This is a genomic window from Citrobacter tructae, from assembly GCF_004684345.1.
Lineage (GTDB): Bacteria > Pseudomonadota > Gammaproteobacteria > Enterobacterales > Enterobacteriaceae > Citrobacter > Citrobacter tructae.
In genome coordinates this window covers 2,785,085-2,802,075 of sequence record NZ_CP038469.1, presented here as the reverse complement: position 1 = coordinate 2,802,075, position 16,991 = coordinate 2,785,085, and the positions used below count along the sequence as shown (strand labels likewise).

The window sequence follows — 16,991 nt, the reverse complement described above, 5'->3', positions numbered from 1 at the left end:
CCCAGTGACAGGATGTCTGCAGACGTTAAGAATGTCTCTTTTTGGGACAAGGATTACCAATGAACTGGACACATGTATTACTCGCTGCTTACGTAGGCGTGGTTATCGCCATCGTGGTGGGCATCTTTCGCAAAAAAGGCTGGGTGGGGAAAATCTCCGGCGCGGTTTTCATGGTGATAGCGATCATTGCGTGGAACGTTTTTGACGTGCATTACCTGATCCCCCGGGAAAATGCAGCCTCAGGTCAGACTGAAGAACAAAAATTTGATGCCGCGATGGCAACCCTGCCAACGATGATCGTGCTAAAAGAGCAGGAACCCGCGCTATGGCAGCGTATTCGCATGCAGGCCCTGCAGATGCGAAAAGAGGGTAAAAGCGAGCAGGAGATGATTGATGCGGTACAACCGCAGATATTGCAGATTCAGATGGCACGCTTACAGAATGCGCCGGACGAGAACGTTACGGCCTATATGAAAATCAACCTTGAACAGATTGCGGCAGTGCAAAAGAAAGGGGATGACGAATGCTTCCGTTTTCTGTTTCCGGCGGTGAAAGGTGGAATTAACCCGGTCCATTTGATTGCGAAGGAGATTATTCAACGGCGGATGGAGAGCGATGCTGCAATGATGCGTGCTGCCTATGGGCCAAACCGACACACGGTTACGGAAACTGAACGTCAGCAGGCAACACAGGATGTGCAGGCAGTCGTGCCACCGTTAGTGCAGCGTTATGGCCATGATATTGAAATCATGGCCGATCCGCAGAAAGGCGTTGGTAAAGAGAAGATTGCCTGCGATCTGGTGCAGGACTTCTGGTCGCAGGTGCTGAAACTGCCTGCGGCAAATGCGGCCGGCGTTATTCGTATGTCGGTCGCACCCGACATGCAGTAAAACTTAAAGGGGTTTGAGCATCCGCACTTCACAATCGACGTGCCCGGTACAGCCTAATGGTTCGCTGATGTGCTCAAACCCTAAATGTTCGTACAGGCCAATTGCCTCGAGTAAGAATGCGGTAGTTTCCAGGTAGCAGTGTTTAAAACCCTGCTCGCGAGCGTGGTCGAGCGCTATCAGCGCCAGCTTTTTCGCCATGCCCTTTCCGCGAACCGTGGGTAAAAAATACATTTTCTGCAGTTCGCAAATGTCCGCTTCGCTACAACCTAACGGTGCAACACCGCCACCGCCGACGACCAGACCATGTTGCTCCACCACCCAATAGGCCGCGCCCGGCTGGCTGTAAACCTGGAACAACTCATCGAGATTTGGGTCCGCCACTGTGTAGCCTTTATCGGCGGTAAGCCCATATTCTGCTGAAACCTGGCGGATCACGTGGGCAATGGCGGTGTTATCGTCGGCAGTAATGCGGCGCAGCGTTGCCGAGACAGGTGTAATGACACTCATAGCGAACTCATGACGTAAAAGTGAGACATATGCAGTTAATACCACTGCACAGAGGGATAGTGCAAGCGAGGATAATTCAGTAAAAAACCTCTGAGCGAGTGCGTCAGAGGCTTTTATCGTCTGTGAGGTCGGATGCGTTACGCTTATCCGACCGGCAGTTTTACAGCGCGGCGATAACCGCCTGCTGCTCAATCAGCTTCGCTTTGGCTTCGGCGTAGCCGTCCAGCTTCTCGCGCTCTTTGGCGATCACCGCTTCCGGTGCGCGGGCGACGAAACCTTCGTTGGACAGCTTGCCTTCGATACGGGCAATCTCACCGTCGATTTTCGCCACTTCTTTCGCCAGACGCGCCAGCTCATCTTCTTTGTTGATGAGGCCAGCCATCGGGATCAGCAACTCGGCACCGTCGATGATTTTGGTCACGGATACCGGACCTTTATCATCAGCAGGCAGCACGGTGATGCTTTCCAGGCGCGCCAGGTTCAGCAGGAAGCTACGGTTGTCGTTGACGCGACGAATTGCAGCGTCACTGCAACCACGCAGCAGCAGCTCCAGCGGTTTGCCCGGGGCGATGTTCATTTCCGCGCGGATGTTACGGATGGCCACGATCGCCAGCTTCAGCCATTCGGTGTCAGCCAACGCCGCTTCATCAACCTGCGCCGCGTTATATTCCGGGAACGGTTGCAGCATGATGGTATCCGCTGTGTTGCCACAGATAACCTTCACGCGCTGCCAGATAGTTTCCGTAATGAATGGAATAATCGGGTGCGCCAGGCGCAGCAGACCTTCCAGAACGGTTACCAGCGTATTACGCGTTCCGCGCAGTTCAGATTCGGAACCGCCGTTCATCACCGGTTTGGTCAGTTCCAGATACCAGTCGCAGAACTGGTTCCAGGTGAACTCATACAGAATGCCTGCCGCGATATCGAAGCGGAAGTTATCCAGCGCTTCACGGTACGCTTTCACGGTCTGGTTGAATTCCGCCAGAATCCAGCGATCCGCCAGCGACAGGGTCATTTCACCGCCGTTGAAGCCGCAGTCCTGGTCTTCGGTGTTCATCAGCACGAAGCGGCTGGCGTTCCACAGCTTGTTACAGAAGTTACGGTAACCTTCCAGGCGCTTCATATCCCAGTTGATGTCGCGGCCGGTAGAGGCCAGTGCCGCCAGGGTGAAACGTAGGGCGTCGGTACCGTGTGGCTCGATGCCGTCCGGGAATTGCTTCTCGGTGCGTTTGGCGATTTTCTCAGCCAGTTGCGGCTGCATCATATTGCCGGTACGTTTCTCCAGCAGGTCCGGCAGGGAGATACCGTCGACCATATCCAGTGGGTCAATCACGTTACCCTTGGATTTGGACATCTTCTGGCCTTCGTCATCACGGATCAGACCGGTCATGTAGACGGTCTTGAACGGAACCTGCGGCTTGCCGTTTTCATCTTTGATGAAGTGCATGGTCATCATGATCATGCGGGCAATCCAGAAGAAGATAATATCGAAACCGGAAACCATCACGCTGGTTGGGTGGAACTGACGCAGCGCGTCGGTGTTTTCTGGCCAGCCGAGAGTGGAGAACGTCCACAGTGCGGAGGAGAACCAGGTGTCGAGAACGTCTTCGTCCTGACGCAGTGCAACGTCGGCGCTCAGGTTATTTTCCTGACGTACTTCGTCTTCGGTGCGGCCAACGTAGACGTTACCTTCGTTGTCATACCATGCCGGGATACGGTGACCCCACCACAGTTGACGAGAGATACACCAGTCCTGAATATCGCGCATCCAGGAGAAGTACATGTTTTCGTACTGCTTCGGCACGAACTGAATGTCACCATTCTCAACCGCTTCCACTGCTGGTTTGGCCAGCACGTCGGCACGGACATACCACTGATCGGTCAGCATCGGTTCGATAACCACGCCGCCACGGTCGCCGTAAGGTACGGTCAGGTCGTGCGGTTTAATTTCTTCCAGCAGACCCAGCGCATCAATGGCGGCAACAACGGCTTTACGCGCAGCAAAGCGTTCCAGCTTCTGGAACTCAGCCGGGATCTCGTTGGAGTAGACGTCAGACTCTTCGCCTTTGGTGTCGTACACTTCTGCAGTTTCACGGATGTCGCCATCAAAGGTCAGGATGTTGATCATCGGCAGGCCGTGACGTTTCCCGACTTCGTAGTCGTTAAAGTCGTGCGCCGGAGTGATTTTCACGCAGCCGGTGCCTTTTTCCATATCGGCGTGTTCATCGCCCACGATTGGAATTCGGCGGTTAACCAGCGGCAGAATGACGAATTTGCCGATCAGATCTTTATAGCGCGGATCTTCTGGGTTGACGGCCACGCCGGTATCGCCCAGAACAGTTTCCGGACGGGTGGTGGCGACTACCAGGTAATCTTTACCGTCAGAGGTTTTCGCACCATCGGCAAGCGGATAGCGGATGTGCCACATGGAGCCTTTAGACTCGCGGTTTTCCACTTCCAGGTCAGAGATGGCGGTGCGCAGTTTCGGGTCCCAGTTTACCAGGCGCTTGCCACGGTAAATCAAATCTTCTTTGTACAGGCGAACAAAGACTTCTTTCACGGCATTGGAAAGACCTTCGTCCATGGTGAAGCGCTCGCGCTCCCAGTCCACGGAGTTGCCGAGACGGCGCATCTGACGGGTAATGGTGCCGCCGGATTCTGCTTTCCACTGCCAGATTTTATCGATAAACGCATCGCGACCGTAGTCGTGACGGGTTTTACCTTCTTCAGCGGCAATCTTACGCTCAACCACCATTTGGGTGGCGATACCCGCGTGGTCAGTACCGGCCTGCCACAGGGTATTTTTACCCTGCATGCGCTGGTAGCGGATCATGGTGTCCATGATGGTTTGCTGGAAAGCATGACCCATATGCAAACTGCCGGTGACGTTCGGCGGCGGGATCATGATGCAGAAGGACTCTTTGCTTTCATCGCCGTTAGGTTTGAAATAGCCCTGCTTTTCCCAGTGCTCGTAAAGCGGCTGTTCGATATCTTGTGGGTTGTATGTCTTTTCCATTATTTCCAGGTTGCCGTATTCAGGTTAAAACCAGCCACGCGGTAAGCTTTGTAGCGCTCGCGTGCCGATTGTTTCAAAGAATCTTCGTAAGGGACAAAGTCTATCACTTCTGTGAAAGCGGTGGCAAAATCTACAAAGCCGACTCGCAAACTGATCAGCAGATCGCGCGGGCTGCTGTTGCGTTTTTCCGGCCAGGCAATTTCGACCGGCGCACCGCCACGCGGGCCTTCACCCGCCAGATTGTGCGGCACAAAGCTTTCTGCCGGTCTCGCCCACAGCGCTTCATCCAGCCGAATAGCCTGTTTTTCGTCTTCACAGGCGATCAGTACGCGCTTGCCTGCGCGCCAACGTTCTGCGGCAATTTCACACACCAGTTGTTCGACGGCGCTTAAGCCATCTTGTTGCGTGTCATTGTCCAAAATATAGAACGTTGCGTTTCTCATGATATGGGGCTTCTTGTGGTTACTTTAAATGCTTAAGCCGGGTAGCGTTATGCTTACCCGGCCTACGGTTTACTGCCGTATTTAACTTACTCTTCGCCGTTAAAACCGGCACGATTGAGCAGGAACTGCGACAGCAGCGCCACCGGACGACCGGTTGCGCCTTTGGCTTTGCCTGAACGCCATGCGGTACCCGCGATGTCCAGGTGTGCCCAGTTGTACTTACGGGCAAAGCGCGACAGGAAGCAGCCCGCGGTAATGGCTCCGCCAGGGCGTCCGCCAATGTTCGCCATATCCGCAAAGTTGGATTCCAGCTGTTCCTGGAACTCATCGCCCAGCGGCAGACGCCATGCGCGATCGCCAGCTTGTTCAGAAGCACCAATCAGCTCGTGCGCCAGCGGGTTATGGTTCGACATCAGGCCGGTGATGTGATGGCCCAGCGCAATCACGCAGGCACCGGTCAGAGTGGCGACGTCAATCACCGCTTCCGGTTCAAAACGCTCGACGTAGGTTAACACGTCGCACAGTACCAGACGGCCTTCAGCATCGGTATTGAGCACTTCAACGGTCTGACCGGACATGGTGGTTAACACATCGCCTGGACGATACGCGCGGCCACCCGGCATGTTTTCACAGCCAGCCAGTACGCCGACGACGTTGATCGGCAGTTGCAGTTCCGCCACCATACGCATCACACCGTAAACCGCCGCTGCGCCGCACATGTCGTATTTCATCTCATCCATGCCTTCGGCAGGTTTGATGGAAATACCGCCGGAGTCGAAGGTCAGTCCTTTACCGACCAGTACAATCGGACGCACGTCTTCTGACGGGTTGCCTTTGTACTCGATAACCGACATCAGCGACTCGTTCTGTGAACCGTGACCGACGGCGAGATAAGAGTGCATGCCCAGCTCTTTCATCTGCTGCTCGCCAATCACGCGCGTCACCACATTTTTGCTGTAGCTGTCGGCCAGTTGACGCGCCTGAGAAGCGAGGTAGGCTGCGTTACAAATATTCGGCGGCATATTGCCGAGATCTTTCGCGGCTTTAATGCCGGCGGCAATCGCCAGACCGTGCTGAATAGCACGCTCGCCGCTGGTCAGTTCACGGCGGGTGGGGACGTTGAAGACCATTTTACGCAGCGGACGACGCGGTTCGCTTTTGTTGGTTTTCAACTGATCAAAGCTGTACAGCGTTTCTTGCGAGGTCTCAACGGCCTGACGCACTTTCCAGTAGTTGTTGCGGCCTTTGACGTGCAGCTCGGTCAGGAAGCAGACGGCCTCCATAGAGCCGGTATCATTCAGAGTATTGATGGTTTTCTGAATAACCTGTTTGTACTGGCGCTCATCAAGCTCACGCTCTTTACCACAACCAATGAGGAGAATTCGCTCAGACAGAACGTTAGGCACATGGTGCAGCAACAGGGTCTGACCCGGTTTGCCTTCCAGTTCACCACGACGCAGCAGGGCGCTGATGTACCCGTCGCTGATCTTATCGAGCTGCTCTGCAATCGGAGAGAGGCGGCGTGGTTCAAAGACGCCCACGACGATGCAGGCACTCCGCTGTTTCTCCGGGCTACCGCTTTTTACACTGAACTCCATGCACTACGCTCCTGAATCTTAAAGACAACGGCGGTGGCTACAGATAGAATTGCAAGCTTTCGTAACTCATACCCGCTGTTGCGATGACTTCGTGTTAATCTTAACGTTATTACGGCATTGGCACGTCAGAACAATTTCTGAGAGGTGGATCCGTTGAGTATAATGATCTTAGCGACGATTTCGACGACTCAAGAGAATAAATGACGTTTAAGCCATGAAACAAGCTATTTTCCTGCAAAAGACGGGTTTTTACGGGCGTATTTAAAGTGATAATCATAAGATATCTGGTACGGGAAACGCTCAAAAGCCAACTTGCGATCCTATTCATCCTACTTTTGATCTTCTTTTGTCAAAAGCTGGTCAGGATCCTCGGTGCGGCGGTTGACGGTGACATCCCTGCAAATCTGGTGCTCTCGCTGCTGGGGCTGGGCGTGCCAGAAATGGCGCAGCTGATCTTGCCATTAAGCCTGTTCCTCGGGCTGCTAATGACGCTTGGCAAACTGTATACCGAAAGTGAAATTACGGTCATGCACGCCTGTGGGCTGAGCAAGGCCGTGCTGGTGAAAGCGGCGATGGTGCTGGCGTTGCTTACCAGTATATTTGCCGCGATCAACGTGATGTGGGCCGGACCCTGGTCTTCAAAGCATCAGGATGAAGTGCTGGCGGAAGCGAAAGCGAACCCCGGCATGGCGGCTCTTGCACAGGGGCAATTCCAGCAGGCCACCAATGGTAGCTCAGTGCTGTTTATCGAAAGCGTCGATGGCAGTAATTTCAATGATGTGTTCCTCGCGCAGATCCGCCCGAAAGGTAACGCCCGTCCTTCCGTGGTGGTGGCCGATTCCGGACATCTGACGCAGATGCGCGATGGCTCTCAGGTGGTATCGCTCAACAAAGGTACGCGCTTCGAAGGGACCGCGCTACTGCGCGATTTCCGCATTACCGACTTCCAGGACTATCAGGCGATTATCGGGCATCAGGCCGTGGCGCTGGATCCGAACGATACCGACCAGATGGATATGCACACGCTGTGGACGACCGACACCGATCGCGCCCGTGCTGAGCTGCACTGGCGTATTACGTTGGTATTCACCGTGTTTATGATGGCGCTGATGGTTGTACCGCTAAGCGTGGTGAACCCACGTCAGGGACGCGTGCTGTCGATGCTGCCTGCCATGCTGCTGTATCTGCTGTTCTTCCTGATCCAGACGTCGCTGAAGTCAAACGGTGGTAAAGGTAAGCTGGATCCGGCGTTCTGGATGTGGACAGTTAACCTGATTTATCTGGCACTAGCGGTTGCGCTTAACCTGTGGGATACGGTGCCTGTGCGCCGCTTGCGTGCCCGTTTTCTGCGTAAAGGAGCGGTATAATGCAGCCCTTTGGTGTACTTGACCGCTATATCGGTAAAACCATTTTCACCACCATCATGATGACCTTGTTCATGCTGGTGTCGCTCTCCGGCATCATCAAGTTTGTTGACCAGTTGAAAAAGGCCGGGCAGGGGAACTACGATGCAATGGGCGCCGGGCTGTACACCCTGCTCAGTGCGCCGAAAGACATCCAAATCTTCTTCCCTATGGCTGCGCTGCTCGGCGCACTATTGGGTCTGGGCATGCTGGCTCAGCGCAGTGAGCTGGTGGTGATGCAGGCATCCGGCTTTACCCGCATGCAGGTTGCGCTGTCGGTGATGAAAACCGCGATCCCACTGGTGCTGTTGACGATGGCTATCGGTGAATGGGTTGCGCCGCAGGGCGAACAGATGGCGCGTAACTATCGTGCACAGCAAATGTACGGTGGCTCGCTGCTTTCTACCCAGCAGGGCCTGTGGGCGAAAGACGGTGACAGCTTTGTTTACATCGAGCGTGTGAAAGGCGACGAAGAGTTAGGGGGCATCAGTATCTACACCTTTAACGACCAGCGTCGTCTGCAGTCTGTGCGCTATGCGGCTTCTGCCACATTTGATAAAGACAATAAGGTCTGGCGTTTGTCGCAGGTGGATGAGTCCAACCTGCAGGATCTGAAGCAGGTTACCGGTTCGCAAACCGTGAGCGGGATATGGAAGACTAAACTCACGCCAGATAAACTCGGCGTGGTGGCGCTGGATCCGGATGCGCTCTCGATCAGTGGCCTGCATAACTACGTGAAGTACCTGAAGTCGAGCGGCCAGGACGCCGGACGTTACCAGCTCAATATGTGGAGCAAAGTCTTCCAGCCGCTGTCCGTGGCGGTAATGATGCTGATGGCGCTGTCGTTTATCTTTGGTCCGCTGCGTAGCGTGCCGATGGGCGTGCGCGTGGTGACGGGGATTAGCTTTGGCTTCGTGTTCTACGTGCTGGACCAAATCTTTGGCCCACTGACGCTGGTGTACGGCATTCCGCCGATTATCGGCGCGCTGCTGCCAAGCGCCAGCTTCTTCCTGATAAGCCTGTGGCTGATGCTGCGTAAGTCATAAAATCCGCCCCTCTCGTTGCTCGGGAGGGGCGTCTTCCTGTTAGCGTTTCCTCCCGCCCATTAAACTTCCCAGCATGCCGCGAATGATCTGATTGGTAACCTGTCGCGCCGCGCTTTTTGCCACGCTCTGCACCACGCCATCTCGCTTGCCGCCGCGCGGTCCGGTACTGCCAAACAAAATATCCTTCAACCCACCGAGAATACCGTCGTCAACCTCGACAGCGTTGCTGTTGGCTGGTGGCGTATTTTGCTGCTCGGTACTGGCCTGCACCCCTTTCTGTAAGCGTTCATAAGCCGATTCGCGGTCGACCTCTTCTTCATATTTGCCGTACAGAGCAGAGTGGTTAATCAACCCATTGCGCTCGTCGTCGGTCACTGGCCCCATGCGCGAGCACGGTGCAATCACCATGGCCCGCTCCACCACTGATGGGCTGCCTTTGGCGTCGAGAAATGACACCAGTGCTTCGCCGGTTCCCAGCTCCTGAATGGCTTTTTCGGTATCAAATGCCGGGTTGGCGCGCATGGTTTGCGCCGCAGTTTTCACCGCTTTCTGATCTTTCGGCGTGAATGCGCGCAGGGCGTGCTGCACGCGGTTACCCAACTGACCGAGCACGTTGTCGGGAATATCCGCCGGGTTTTGCGAAACGAACCACACGCCGACCCCTTTCGAGCGGATCAGCCGGATCACCTGTTCGATTTTATCCAGCAGCACCTGCGGGGCGTCGTTGAACAATAGGTGCGCCTCATCGAAGAAGAACACCAGCTTCGGTTTCTCCAGATCACCCGCTTCCGGCAACTGTTCGTACAACTCAGAGAGCATCCACAGCAGGCTGGCAGCATACAATTTAGGCATCTGGTAGAGCTTCTCTGCGCTGAGGATGTTGATCATCCCTTTGCCGCTGGCGTCGGTACGCATCCAGTCTTTGATGTCCAGCATCGGTTCGCCAAAGAAGTGCGCTGCGCCCTGTTGCTCCAGTGACAGCAGCCCGCGCTGGATGGCTCCGACCGAAGCGCCGCTGATATTGCCGTACTGATTCTGGAAGGATTTGGCGTTATCGCCGATGTATTGGGTAATGGCCCGCAGGTCTTTGAAATCGAGCAGGAGCAGTCCCTGGTCATCGGCAATGCGGAAGATAATATCCAGCACGCCGGACTGTACGTCGTTCAGGTTTAGCAGGCGGGCCAGCAGCAGCGGCCCGAGGTCAGATACCGTGGCCCGTACCGGGTGACCTTTCTCGCCGAAGATATCCCACACCGTGACCGGATTAGCATGCGGTTGCCAGTCGGTAATACCGATATTTTTCAGGCGGGCGAGCAGCTTTTCAGAGGCTTGTCCTTCCTCGGCCACGCCGGTTAAGTCACCTTTCACATCAGCCATAAATACCGGTACGCCAATCTCAGACAGCGATTCGGCAAGCTTTTGTAAAGTGACGGTTTTACCTGTCCCGGTCGCGCCGGTAATCAGCCCGTGACGGTTGGCCATGCCTGGCAGTAAAAACAGTTCGGTGTCCGACGTGCGGGCAATTAGCAGGGGTGCGCTCATTGAGATTTCCTCCATTTATCCTGCCTGGAGTATAGGCAATGTCCATCAAAGAGAGTATGCGATGGTAAGAGAAAATGACTTAAAGCGTATTGCCGTGATAAATCTGATACCCCAGATCCACGGTATTGTGGTTATGGTCGTTGTTCTTGATTTTGCTCAGCAACATTTGCGCCGCCATGCGGCCAATGTCAAAACGCGGGGTGATCACGCTGGCGAGGCTTGGGATCATCTGCCTGCCCATTTCCAGCCCGTGAAAACCGGCAATTGATATTTGATCCGGGACGGCTAGCTCGCGCTCGCGGCACAGCAGCAGCGCGCCCATCGCGATATCGTCGTTGGTGCAAAACACACCGTCTACATCCGGGTGTGCAGTCAGCGCATCACGCATCATCTGTGTGCCGAGGTGGATGGAGGAGATAGCGCGCGGATTAACGCGCAGCGGTTCAAGACCACGACGGGCCATAGCATCGCAATAACCGCGATAACGCTGCTCGTCGCGGATGTCGTCTTTTGACCCCAGATAGAGGATTTTGTGGCGTTGGCGTTTATCCAGCATGGTGCTGACCATATCAAACGCCGCCTGGCGGTTATCGAATCCCACCTCCATGTCCAGACGATCGCCCTGAATATCCATCAGCTCTACGACCGGAATATTGGCGGAACGCAGAAATTTAACCGTGCGCAGGGTGTGATATTTCTCGGAAAGGATAATGCCGTCGATATTGTACGACAGCAGGTTGATCACCGATTCTTCCTCGGATTCCCGGTCGTAATTGTAGTTGGCGATCAGTGTCTGATAGTTATGGTCCGAGGTTACCGATTCAATTCCGGCCAGAATATCGGCGAACAGTTGGTTTTGAAATGAGGGGATCAGCACGCCGAGCGTATAGCTTTGCGCATTCAGCAGCATCGCGGGTGCGCGGTTGGGGATGTAATTAATCTCCTCCATAATCTGCGCAATGCGTTCACCGGTTTCCTTTGCGACCTTTTTCGGCGAGCGAATGTAGCGGCTCACCGTCATTTTGGTCACGCCCGCCAGCGTGGCGATGTCTTGCAAAGAAATTCTGTGGTTCCTCATTTTCTCTCCAGTGCCGGGGAGCACTGACTTTCGCTCCCCGGTAAATACCGTATTAATGCAAGATGGCGTTCAGGGCCAGAACCCCCAGCAGTCCCATAATGGAAATTAGCGTTTCCATTACCGTCCATGTCCGCAACGTTTCACCTACACTGAGATTAAAATAGCCTTTAAACAGCCAGAATCCCGGATCGTTAACGTGGGACGCAATCACGCTGCCCGCGCCGGTAGCCAGCACCATCAACGCCGGGTCGGCATGAGTAACGTTAATAATCGGCAACACCACGCCTGCAGTAGTAATCGCCGCGACGGTGGCTGAACCGAGCGCGATACGCAGCAAGGCGGCTACCGTCCAGCACATCAGTAGCGGAGAGAGCGACGTGCCGGTCATCAGGTGCGAGATATATTGACCCACGCCGCTGTCGACCAGAACCTGCTTAAACGCACCGCCACCGGCGATGATAAACACAATCATCGCAATTGCGCCGATAGAGTCGCCAATGATATCCATAATTTGCTCGATCGTACGTCCGTTACGTCGACCAAGGGTAAAAATGGCGAGCACGATAGCAATAAACAACGCGACCGCAGGGTTACCGATAAACTCAAAGAACACCCGCACGCTGTTAGTCTTCGGCAGCGTAATTTCGCATACTGCGGCTACCGCCATCAGTATTACCGGGATAACCGCCGCAAAGATACTGTTCCAGAACGACGGCATCTCTTCTTCGCTGAACAGATGCGGGTTGAATAACCCTTCCGGCGGCGCTTTCTCAAAGCGGGTCAGCAGTTTGGAAAATAAAGGCCCGGCAACAATCACCGTCGGGATAGTAATAATAAAGCCGTACAGCAGGGTGGTGCCGAGATTGGCCTCGAAAATGGTGGCAATCGCGGTCGGTCCCGGATGCGGTGGCAGAAAACAGTGGGTCACGGACAGCGCTGCGACCATCGGTACGCCGACATACAGCAGCGGCAGGCCAGAAGAGGCCACCACCGTAAATACCAGCGGCAGCAGCAGAACAAAACCGACTTCGAAAAACATCGCCAGGCCGACGACCAGTCCGGTAACGACCAGCGCCCACTGCACGCGTTTTTTACCGAACGTGCCAATCAGCGTGGTGGCGATGCGCTGAGCCGCGCCGGTATCGGAAATCAGCTTACCGAGCATTGCGCCGAAGCCAAGGATCATCGCCAGCCCACCGAGCGTCCCGCCGATCCCATTTTGTATTGAGTGCAGAACGGCTTGGGCATCCATCCCTTCGGCAAAACCGACGACCGCAGCCACCAGGACCAGAGCAATAAAGCCGTTAACTTTAAAGCCAATCATCAGGACCAGGAGCAGCGCGACGCCTGCCGCAATTATTATTAATGGCATAATCGTTTCTCTTATATCCCCGTCATCCTTCAAGTTGCAGGTGTGTTGGCTGCAACTCGAATTATTTAGGGGGGAGCCAAAAATGCAGCGCCTGGGCGCTGCGTGATGTTGCGTTGTGTGGTATCAGACGGCGACCAGCATGCCGCCATCGACAAACAACAGGTGACCGTTTACAAAATCGGATGCTTTAGAAGAGAGGAATACCGCCGCGCCGATCAGCTCCTGCGGATCGCCCCAGCGCGCGGCTGGCGTACGTTTGCACAGCCAGGAGGTGAAGGCTTCATCTTCAACCAGCGCTTTGGTCATCTCAGTTTTGAAGTAGCCCGGCGCGATACCGTTGACCTGGATATTGTGGCGAGCCAGCTCAACACACATCCCGCGGGTGAGCATTTTCACCGCGCCTTTCGAAGCGGCGTACGGCGTGATGGTGTCGCGGCCCAGTTCGCTTTGCATGGAGCAGATATTGATAACCTTCCCGGCCTGACGCTCAACCATGCGACGTGTTACCGCCTGCGAGACCAGGAACACCGCCGTCTGGTTAACGGCAATCACATCGTTCCAGTCCTGCTCCGGGAACTCGGTAAACGGATGGCGACGCTGGATACCGGCGTTATTCACCAGCACATCAATTTGGCCAATGTCTTTTTCGATATGGTCGATGGCGGCATCAATGTCCTGTTTATGCGTAACATTGAAAGGCGCAGCAACGGCGCGGATCCCTTCCTGCTGCAGTTTGGCGACGGCGGCCTCCGCGCGCTCTGGCGTAATATCATTGACGATAATCTGCGCGCCATATTTACCCAGCCCGGTCGCCAGTAAATAACCAATACCCTGAGCCGAACCGGTGATCAGAATGTTTTTGCCGTCCAGTGAAAAAAGATCGTTCATCATGTTATTCCTTATTTTGTTTCTGCAAAAACGAGCTGGACTTTCGCCGCCTGGGTTTTATCCCCGGCGAAGATCAGCGCCTGTTCAAGCTCGGTAAACGGATATTCGGCGCTGAGTAACGGCAGCGGATCGATAACGTTATTCGCCAGCCACGACACCGCGGTGTTGAACTCGGTGGTAAAGCGGAACGAGCCTTTGAGCGCGATCTCTTTGCCGATCAGCATCATCATCGGGAAGTCCGGCACCGCGCCACCCATGCCGACCTGCACCATCACGCCTTTTGCGCGGGTGACTTCCAGACAGGTGGTGATTGAGGATGGATGGCCGGAGACTTCGAAGCTGACGTCGAAGTAGCCTTTCTCTTTTTTCCACTCGTCGAGCGAGTCCTGCTGCGGGTTAATCAGCGTGTCAGCACCCATCTGCTGGGCAAGCGACAGCGAGCGCGGGCTGATATCAGCACAGACAATCTCTGCTGCGCCGAGCGTTTTCACCGCGCTGACGATCAGACAGCCGATAGGCCCAACGCCGGAGATAAATACGCGCTTGCCCTGCAGGTCGCCCGCTTCATGCGCGGCGTGGATCGCTACCGCCAGCGGTTCGGCAAAGGCCATCACTTTTTCATCAGCCTGCTGCGGGTAAGGGATGCACTGCGCAGTATCGACGGTTTTAAACTGAGTAAAGCCACCGTCAACGTGGGGAAAATACATGGCGCTGCCAAAAAAGCGCATTTCCGTGCACTGGTTTTCTTCATGCTGCAGACAGTATTTACAGTGGCCGCAGGGCTTCGACGGATTAATAGCCACCGACTGACCTGCATGTAATTTTTTTGAATCGCTATGCAGTACTTTACCAATAACTTCATGGCCTAAAATCATCGGTGCTTTAACGGTAAAATTACCAACTTTTCCTTCCTGATAATAATGTAAATCGGAACCGCAAATTCCTCCGCGGGTAATTTGCACCAATGTTCCTTTATTATCCCATTCAATATTTTGGTCGGTAATGGCAACAGTTTTCTTACCCGCGACAACGCAGGATTGGGTTTTGACTTGCATAAATGCCTCACTGGTCAGGTAGTAACCTCGGCAGCATTTAAACGGTTTTATTTGTTATTATTTGTGACGTAAGTCACGCTGGAAAATTGTTACACTACAATGTTACGCATAACGTGATGCGCCTTGTAATTCTCGTCAGTGACGCTGAAAAAGCGTGAAATTCCCAATCTGGAAGGCGTAGTATCGCGCCATGAAATTTGAATCTGGAGTTTTTCGATGGCCGGGGAAAGCTATATTTTGATGGGTGTTTCGGGTAGTGGTAAATCTTTAATTGGCAGCAAAATTGCCACCGTATTATCGGCTAAATTTATTGATGGTGACGATCTCCATCCCGCTAGAAATATTGATAAAATGTCGGAAGGGATCCCGTTAACCGATGAAGACCGGCTTCCCTGGTTGGAAAGATTAAATGACGCCTCATACAGTTTGTATAAAAAGAATGAAACCGGATTTATTGTCTGCTCGTCATTAAAAAAACAGTATCGCGATATATTGCGGCAGGGCAGTCCTAATGTGCATTTCCTGTGGCTGGATGGAGATTACGAGACCATTCTGGCGCGCATGCAGCGTCGGGCAGGGCATTTTATGCCAGTGGGATTACTAAAAAGTCAGTTCGATGCGCTGGAGTGCCCGCAGGAAGATGAACGCGATATTGCTCGCATCGACGTGAACCATGACATCGAGCATGTGACGGAACAGTGCCGCGAGGCGGTACTCGCGTTTCGTAACGGGCAATAAGCTCAGCCCCGGATGGGACTGAGCCACAGCATCAGAAATCGGCTTTCAGCACTACGCGGTAGCGGGCTTTGCCGTCACGCACGTGCTGGATAGCGTCGTTAATTTGCGACATTGGGTACAGCTCAGTGGTAGGTGACACCTTGCTGCGCCCGGCAAACTTCATCAGCTTGCGCAGCTCGAACGGCGTGCCGGTTGCCGAACCGGAGATGCTGCGATCGCCGGCAATTAAGGTAAATGCCGGTACCGGCAGCGGCTTCAGCACCGCGCCGACGGTATGGAAGTTACCGCCGTAGGCCAGCGCTTCAAAATAGGGCTGCCAGTCGAGATCGACGTTAACTGTGTTAATAATGAGATCGAACTGGCCCGCCAGCGCTTTTAGCGCATCCGGATCGCGGCTGTTGACCACCTTATCCGCCCCCATCGCCAGCACTTCCTGTTCTTTCGACGGATTGGAGCTGAACGCGGTCACTTCGCAACCCATCGCGTGTAATAACTTAATGGCGATATGCCCCAGGCCGCCGATGCCGATCACCCCGACGCGGCTGGTGGCGGTAATATGGTGCATCAGCAGCGGTTTGAACACCGTGATACCGCCGCACAGTAATGGGCCAGCCGCCGCCAGATCGATGCTTTCCGGCAGCGGGATCACCCACTGCCAGTCGGCCCGCAGCTTCTCGGCAAAACCGCCGCGATTGAGAATAGTGGGAACGGACCCTTCCAGGCAGTTAATCTGATTACCGCTGATACAGGCATCGCAATGCCCGCAGCTGCGTGCCGTCCAGCCAATACCGACGCGCTGACCAACCTTCAGACCTTTATCCTGTGCCGCGCTGCCGAGCGCCGCCACGCGACCAATCACCTCATGCCCGGCAACCAGCGGATACTGAGAGAACCCCCATTCGTTGTCGATCATCGACAAATCGGAATGGCAGATACCGCAGTAATCGACCTGTACCTCGACATCTTCCGGCTTGAGCTCGCCCGCATCATATTCATAGAGTTCGAGTTCGCTGCCCGCCGCTTTTGCGGCGTAGCTTTTTATCATCGACATCGTGTTCCCCTCAGTGTGGTGTTGAACTGGAAGTGTAGAGCATGGGGAAACGGGACGCTTCGCAGAAGGGGGGATTAGGGGGGTGTTGCGGGGGATAAACTGTGATGGTGATTGCAGTCGTGAAAGGTAATGCTGAAATTTTCAACACTTAGCGCGCCAGACACATGCTGGCGCTTGCATGGTGGCGCACGATAGGTATAATCCACAACGTTTTCCGCATCCCTTCCGTGCCGGAGTGGCGAAATCGGTAGACGCAGTTGATTCAAAATCAACCGTAGAAATACGTGCCGGTTCGAGTCCGGCCTTCGGCACCAAGTGATGCAATAATTAGCTGCCTAAGGGTGGCTTTTTTTGTGTCCATTTC

The 16,991-nt window shown here is 54.5% G+C and carries 15 protein-coding genes and 1 tRNA gene; 6 read left to right on the top strand and 10 right to left on the bottom strand.

The genetic code is table 11. The features are described 5' to 3' along the window. The first annotated feature begins 59 nt into the window (after positions 1–59). Positions 60–890 (top strand): topoisomerase II, encoded by an 831-nt coding sequence (locus E4Z61_RS14125; RefSeq protein ID WP_135323319.1) that lies wholly within the window; start codon positions 60–62, stop codon positions 888–890. Positions 891–893: 3 nt separating this feature from the next. On the opposite strand, the gene E4Z61_RS14120 is transcribed toward E4Z61_RS14125, so the two are convergent. The 4 genes from E4Z61_RS14120 to pepA form a co-directional block, all read right to left on the bottom strand. Continuing rightward, positions 894–1,397, bottom strand: a complete 504-nt coding sequence (locus tag E4Z61_RS14120) for a GNAT family N-acetyltransferase (protein ID WP_135323318.1) — start codon at positions 1,395–1,397, stop codon at positions 894–896. A gap of 160 nt (positions 1,398–1,557) precedes the next feature. Beyond that, positions 1,558–4,413 (bottom strand): valine--tRNA ligase, encoded by a 2,856-nt coding sequence (locus E4Z61_RS14115; RefSeq protein WP_135323317.1) that lies wholly within the window; start codon positions 4,411–4,413, stop codon positions 1,558–1,560. Further along, positions 4,413–4,856, bottom strand: coding sequence for a DNA polymerase III subunit chi (gene holC / locus E4Z61_RS14110; RefSeq protein ID WP_135323316.1), 444 nt, complete (start codon positions 4,854–4,856; stop codon positions 4,413–4,415). Before holC ends, E4Z61_RS14115 begins: the two co-directional genes overlap by 1 nt. 86 nt (positions 4,857–4,942) lie before the next feature. Continuing rightward, entirely contained in the window at positions 4,943–6,454 is a 1,512-nt protein-coding gene (gene pepA, locus E4Z61_RS14105) for a leucyl aminopeptidase (protein WP_135323315.1), read from the bottom strand. A gap of 153 nt (positions 6,455–6,607) precedes the next feature. On the opposite strand from pepA, the gene E4Z61_RS24150 reads away from it, so the two are divergent. From E4Z61_RS24150 to lptG, 3 genes are all read left to right on the top strand, one after another. Next, positions 6,608–6,658, top strand: coding sequence for a hypothetical protein (locus tag E4Z61_RS24150; protein ID WP_212723231.1), 51 nt, complete (start codon positions 6,608–6,610; stop codon positions 6,656–6,658). Positions 6,659–6,720: 62 nt separating this feature from the next. Then, on the top strand, positions 6,721–7,821 hold the full coding sequence (gene lptF, locus E4Z61_RS14095; RefSeq protein WP_135323314.1) for an LPS export ABC transporter permease LptF: 1,101 nt from the start codon (positions 6,721–6,723) through the stop codon (positions 7,819–7,821). After that, positions 7,821–8,903, top strand: coding sequence for an LPS export ABC transporter permease LptG (gene lptG, locus E4Z61_RS14090; protein ID WP_135323313.1), 1,083 nt, complete (start codon positions 7,821–7,823; stop codon positions 8,901–8,903). The genes lptF and lptG overlap by 1 nt, the downstream gene beginning before the upstream one ends. Before the next feature lie 39 nt (positions 8,904–8,942). On the opposite strand, the gene E4Z61_RS14085 is transcribed toward lptG, so the two are convergent. The 5 genes from E4Z61_RS14085 to idnD form a co-directional block, all read right to left on the bottom strand. Then, positions 8,943–10,445: a helicase HerA-like C-terminal domain-containing protein gene (locus E4Z61_RS14085; protein ID WP_135323312.1), complete on the bottom strand. Its 1,503-nt coding sequence runs from the start codon at positions 10,443–10,445 to the stop codon at positions 8,943–8,945. A gap of 79 nt (positions 10,446–10,524) precedes the next feature. Then, positions 10,525–11,523, bottom strand: coding sequence for a DNA-binding transcriptional regulator IdnR (idnR, locus tag E4Z61_RS14080; protein WP_135323311.1), 999 nt, complete (start codon positions 11,521–11,523; stop codon positions 10,525–10,527). Positions 11,524–11,575: 52 nt separating this feature from the next. Beyond that, complete coding sequence (idnT, locus tag E4Z61_RS14075) at positions 11,576–12,895, bottom strand: gnt-II system L-idonate transporter (protein WP_135323310.1); 1,320 nt, start codon at positions 12,893–12,895, stop codon at positions 11,576–11,578. Between the two features lie 123 nt (positions 12,896–13,018). Beyond that, complete coding sequence (gene idnO / locus E4Z61_RS14070) at positions 13,019–13,783, bottom strand: gluconate 5-dehydrogenase (RefSeq protein WP_048212822.1); 765 nt, start codon at positions 13,781–13,783, stop codon at positions 13,019–13,021. An 11-nt stretch (positions 13,784–13,794) separates the two neighbouring features. Beyond that, on the bottom strand, positions 13,795–14,838 hold the full coding sequence (gene idnD / locus E4Z61_RS14065) for an L-idonate 5-dehydrogenase (protein ID WP_135323309.1): 1,044 nt from the start codon (positions 14,836–14,838) through the stop codon (positions 13,795–13,797). Positions 14,839–15,054: 216 nt separating this feature from the next. On the opposite strand from idnD, the gene idnK reads away from it, so the two are divergent. Next, on the top strand, positions 15,055–15,576 hold the full coding sequence (idnK, locus tag E4Z61_RS14060; RefSeq protein ID WP_135323308.1) for a gluconokinase: 522 nt from the start codon (positions 15,055–15,057) through the stop codon (positions 15,574–15,576). 31 nt (positions 15,577–15,607) lie between these two features. On the opposite strand, the gene ahr is transcribed toward idnK, so the two are convergent. After that, entirely contained in the window at positions 15,608–16,627 is a 1,020-nt protein-coding gene (ahr, locus tag E4Z61_RS14055) for an NADPH-dependent aldehyde reductase Ahr (protein WP_135323307.1), read from the bottom strand. A 229-nt stretch (positions 16,628–16,856) separates the two neighbouring features. Between ahr and E4Z61_RS14050 the strand changes: the two genes are divergently transcribed. Beyond that, positions 16,857–16,941: transfer RNA gene (locus E4Z61_RS14050), tRNA-Leu, on the top strand. The last annotated feature ends 50 nt before the right edge of the window (positions 16,942–16,991 follow it).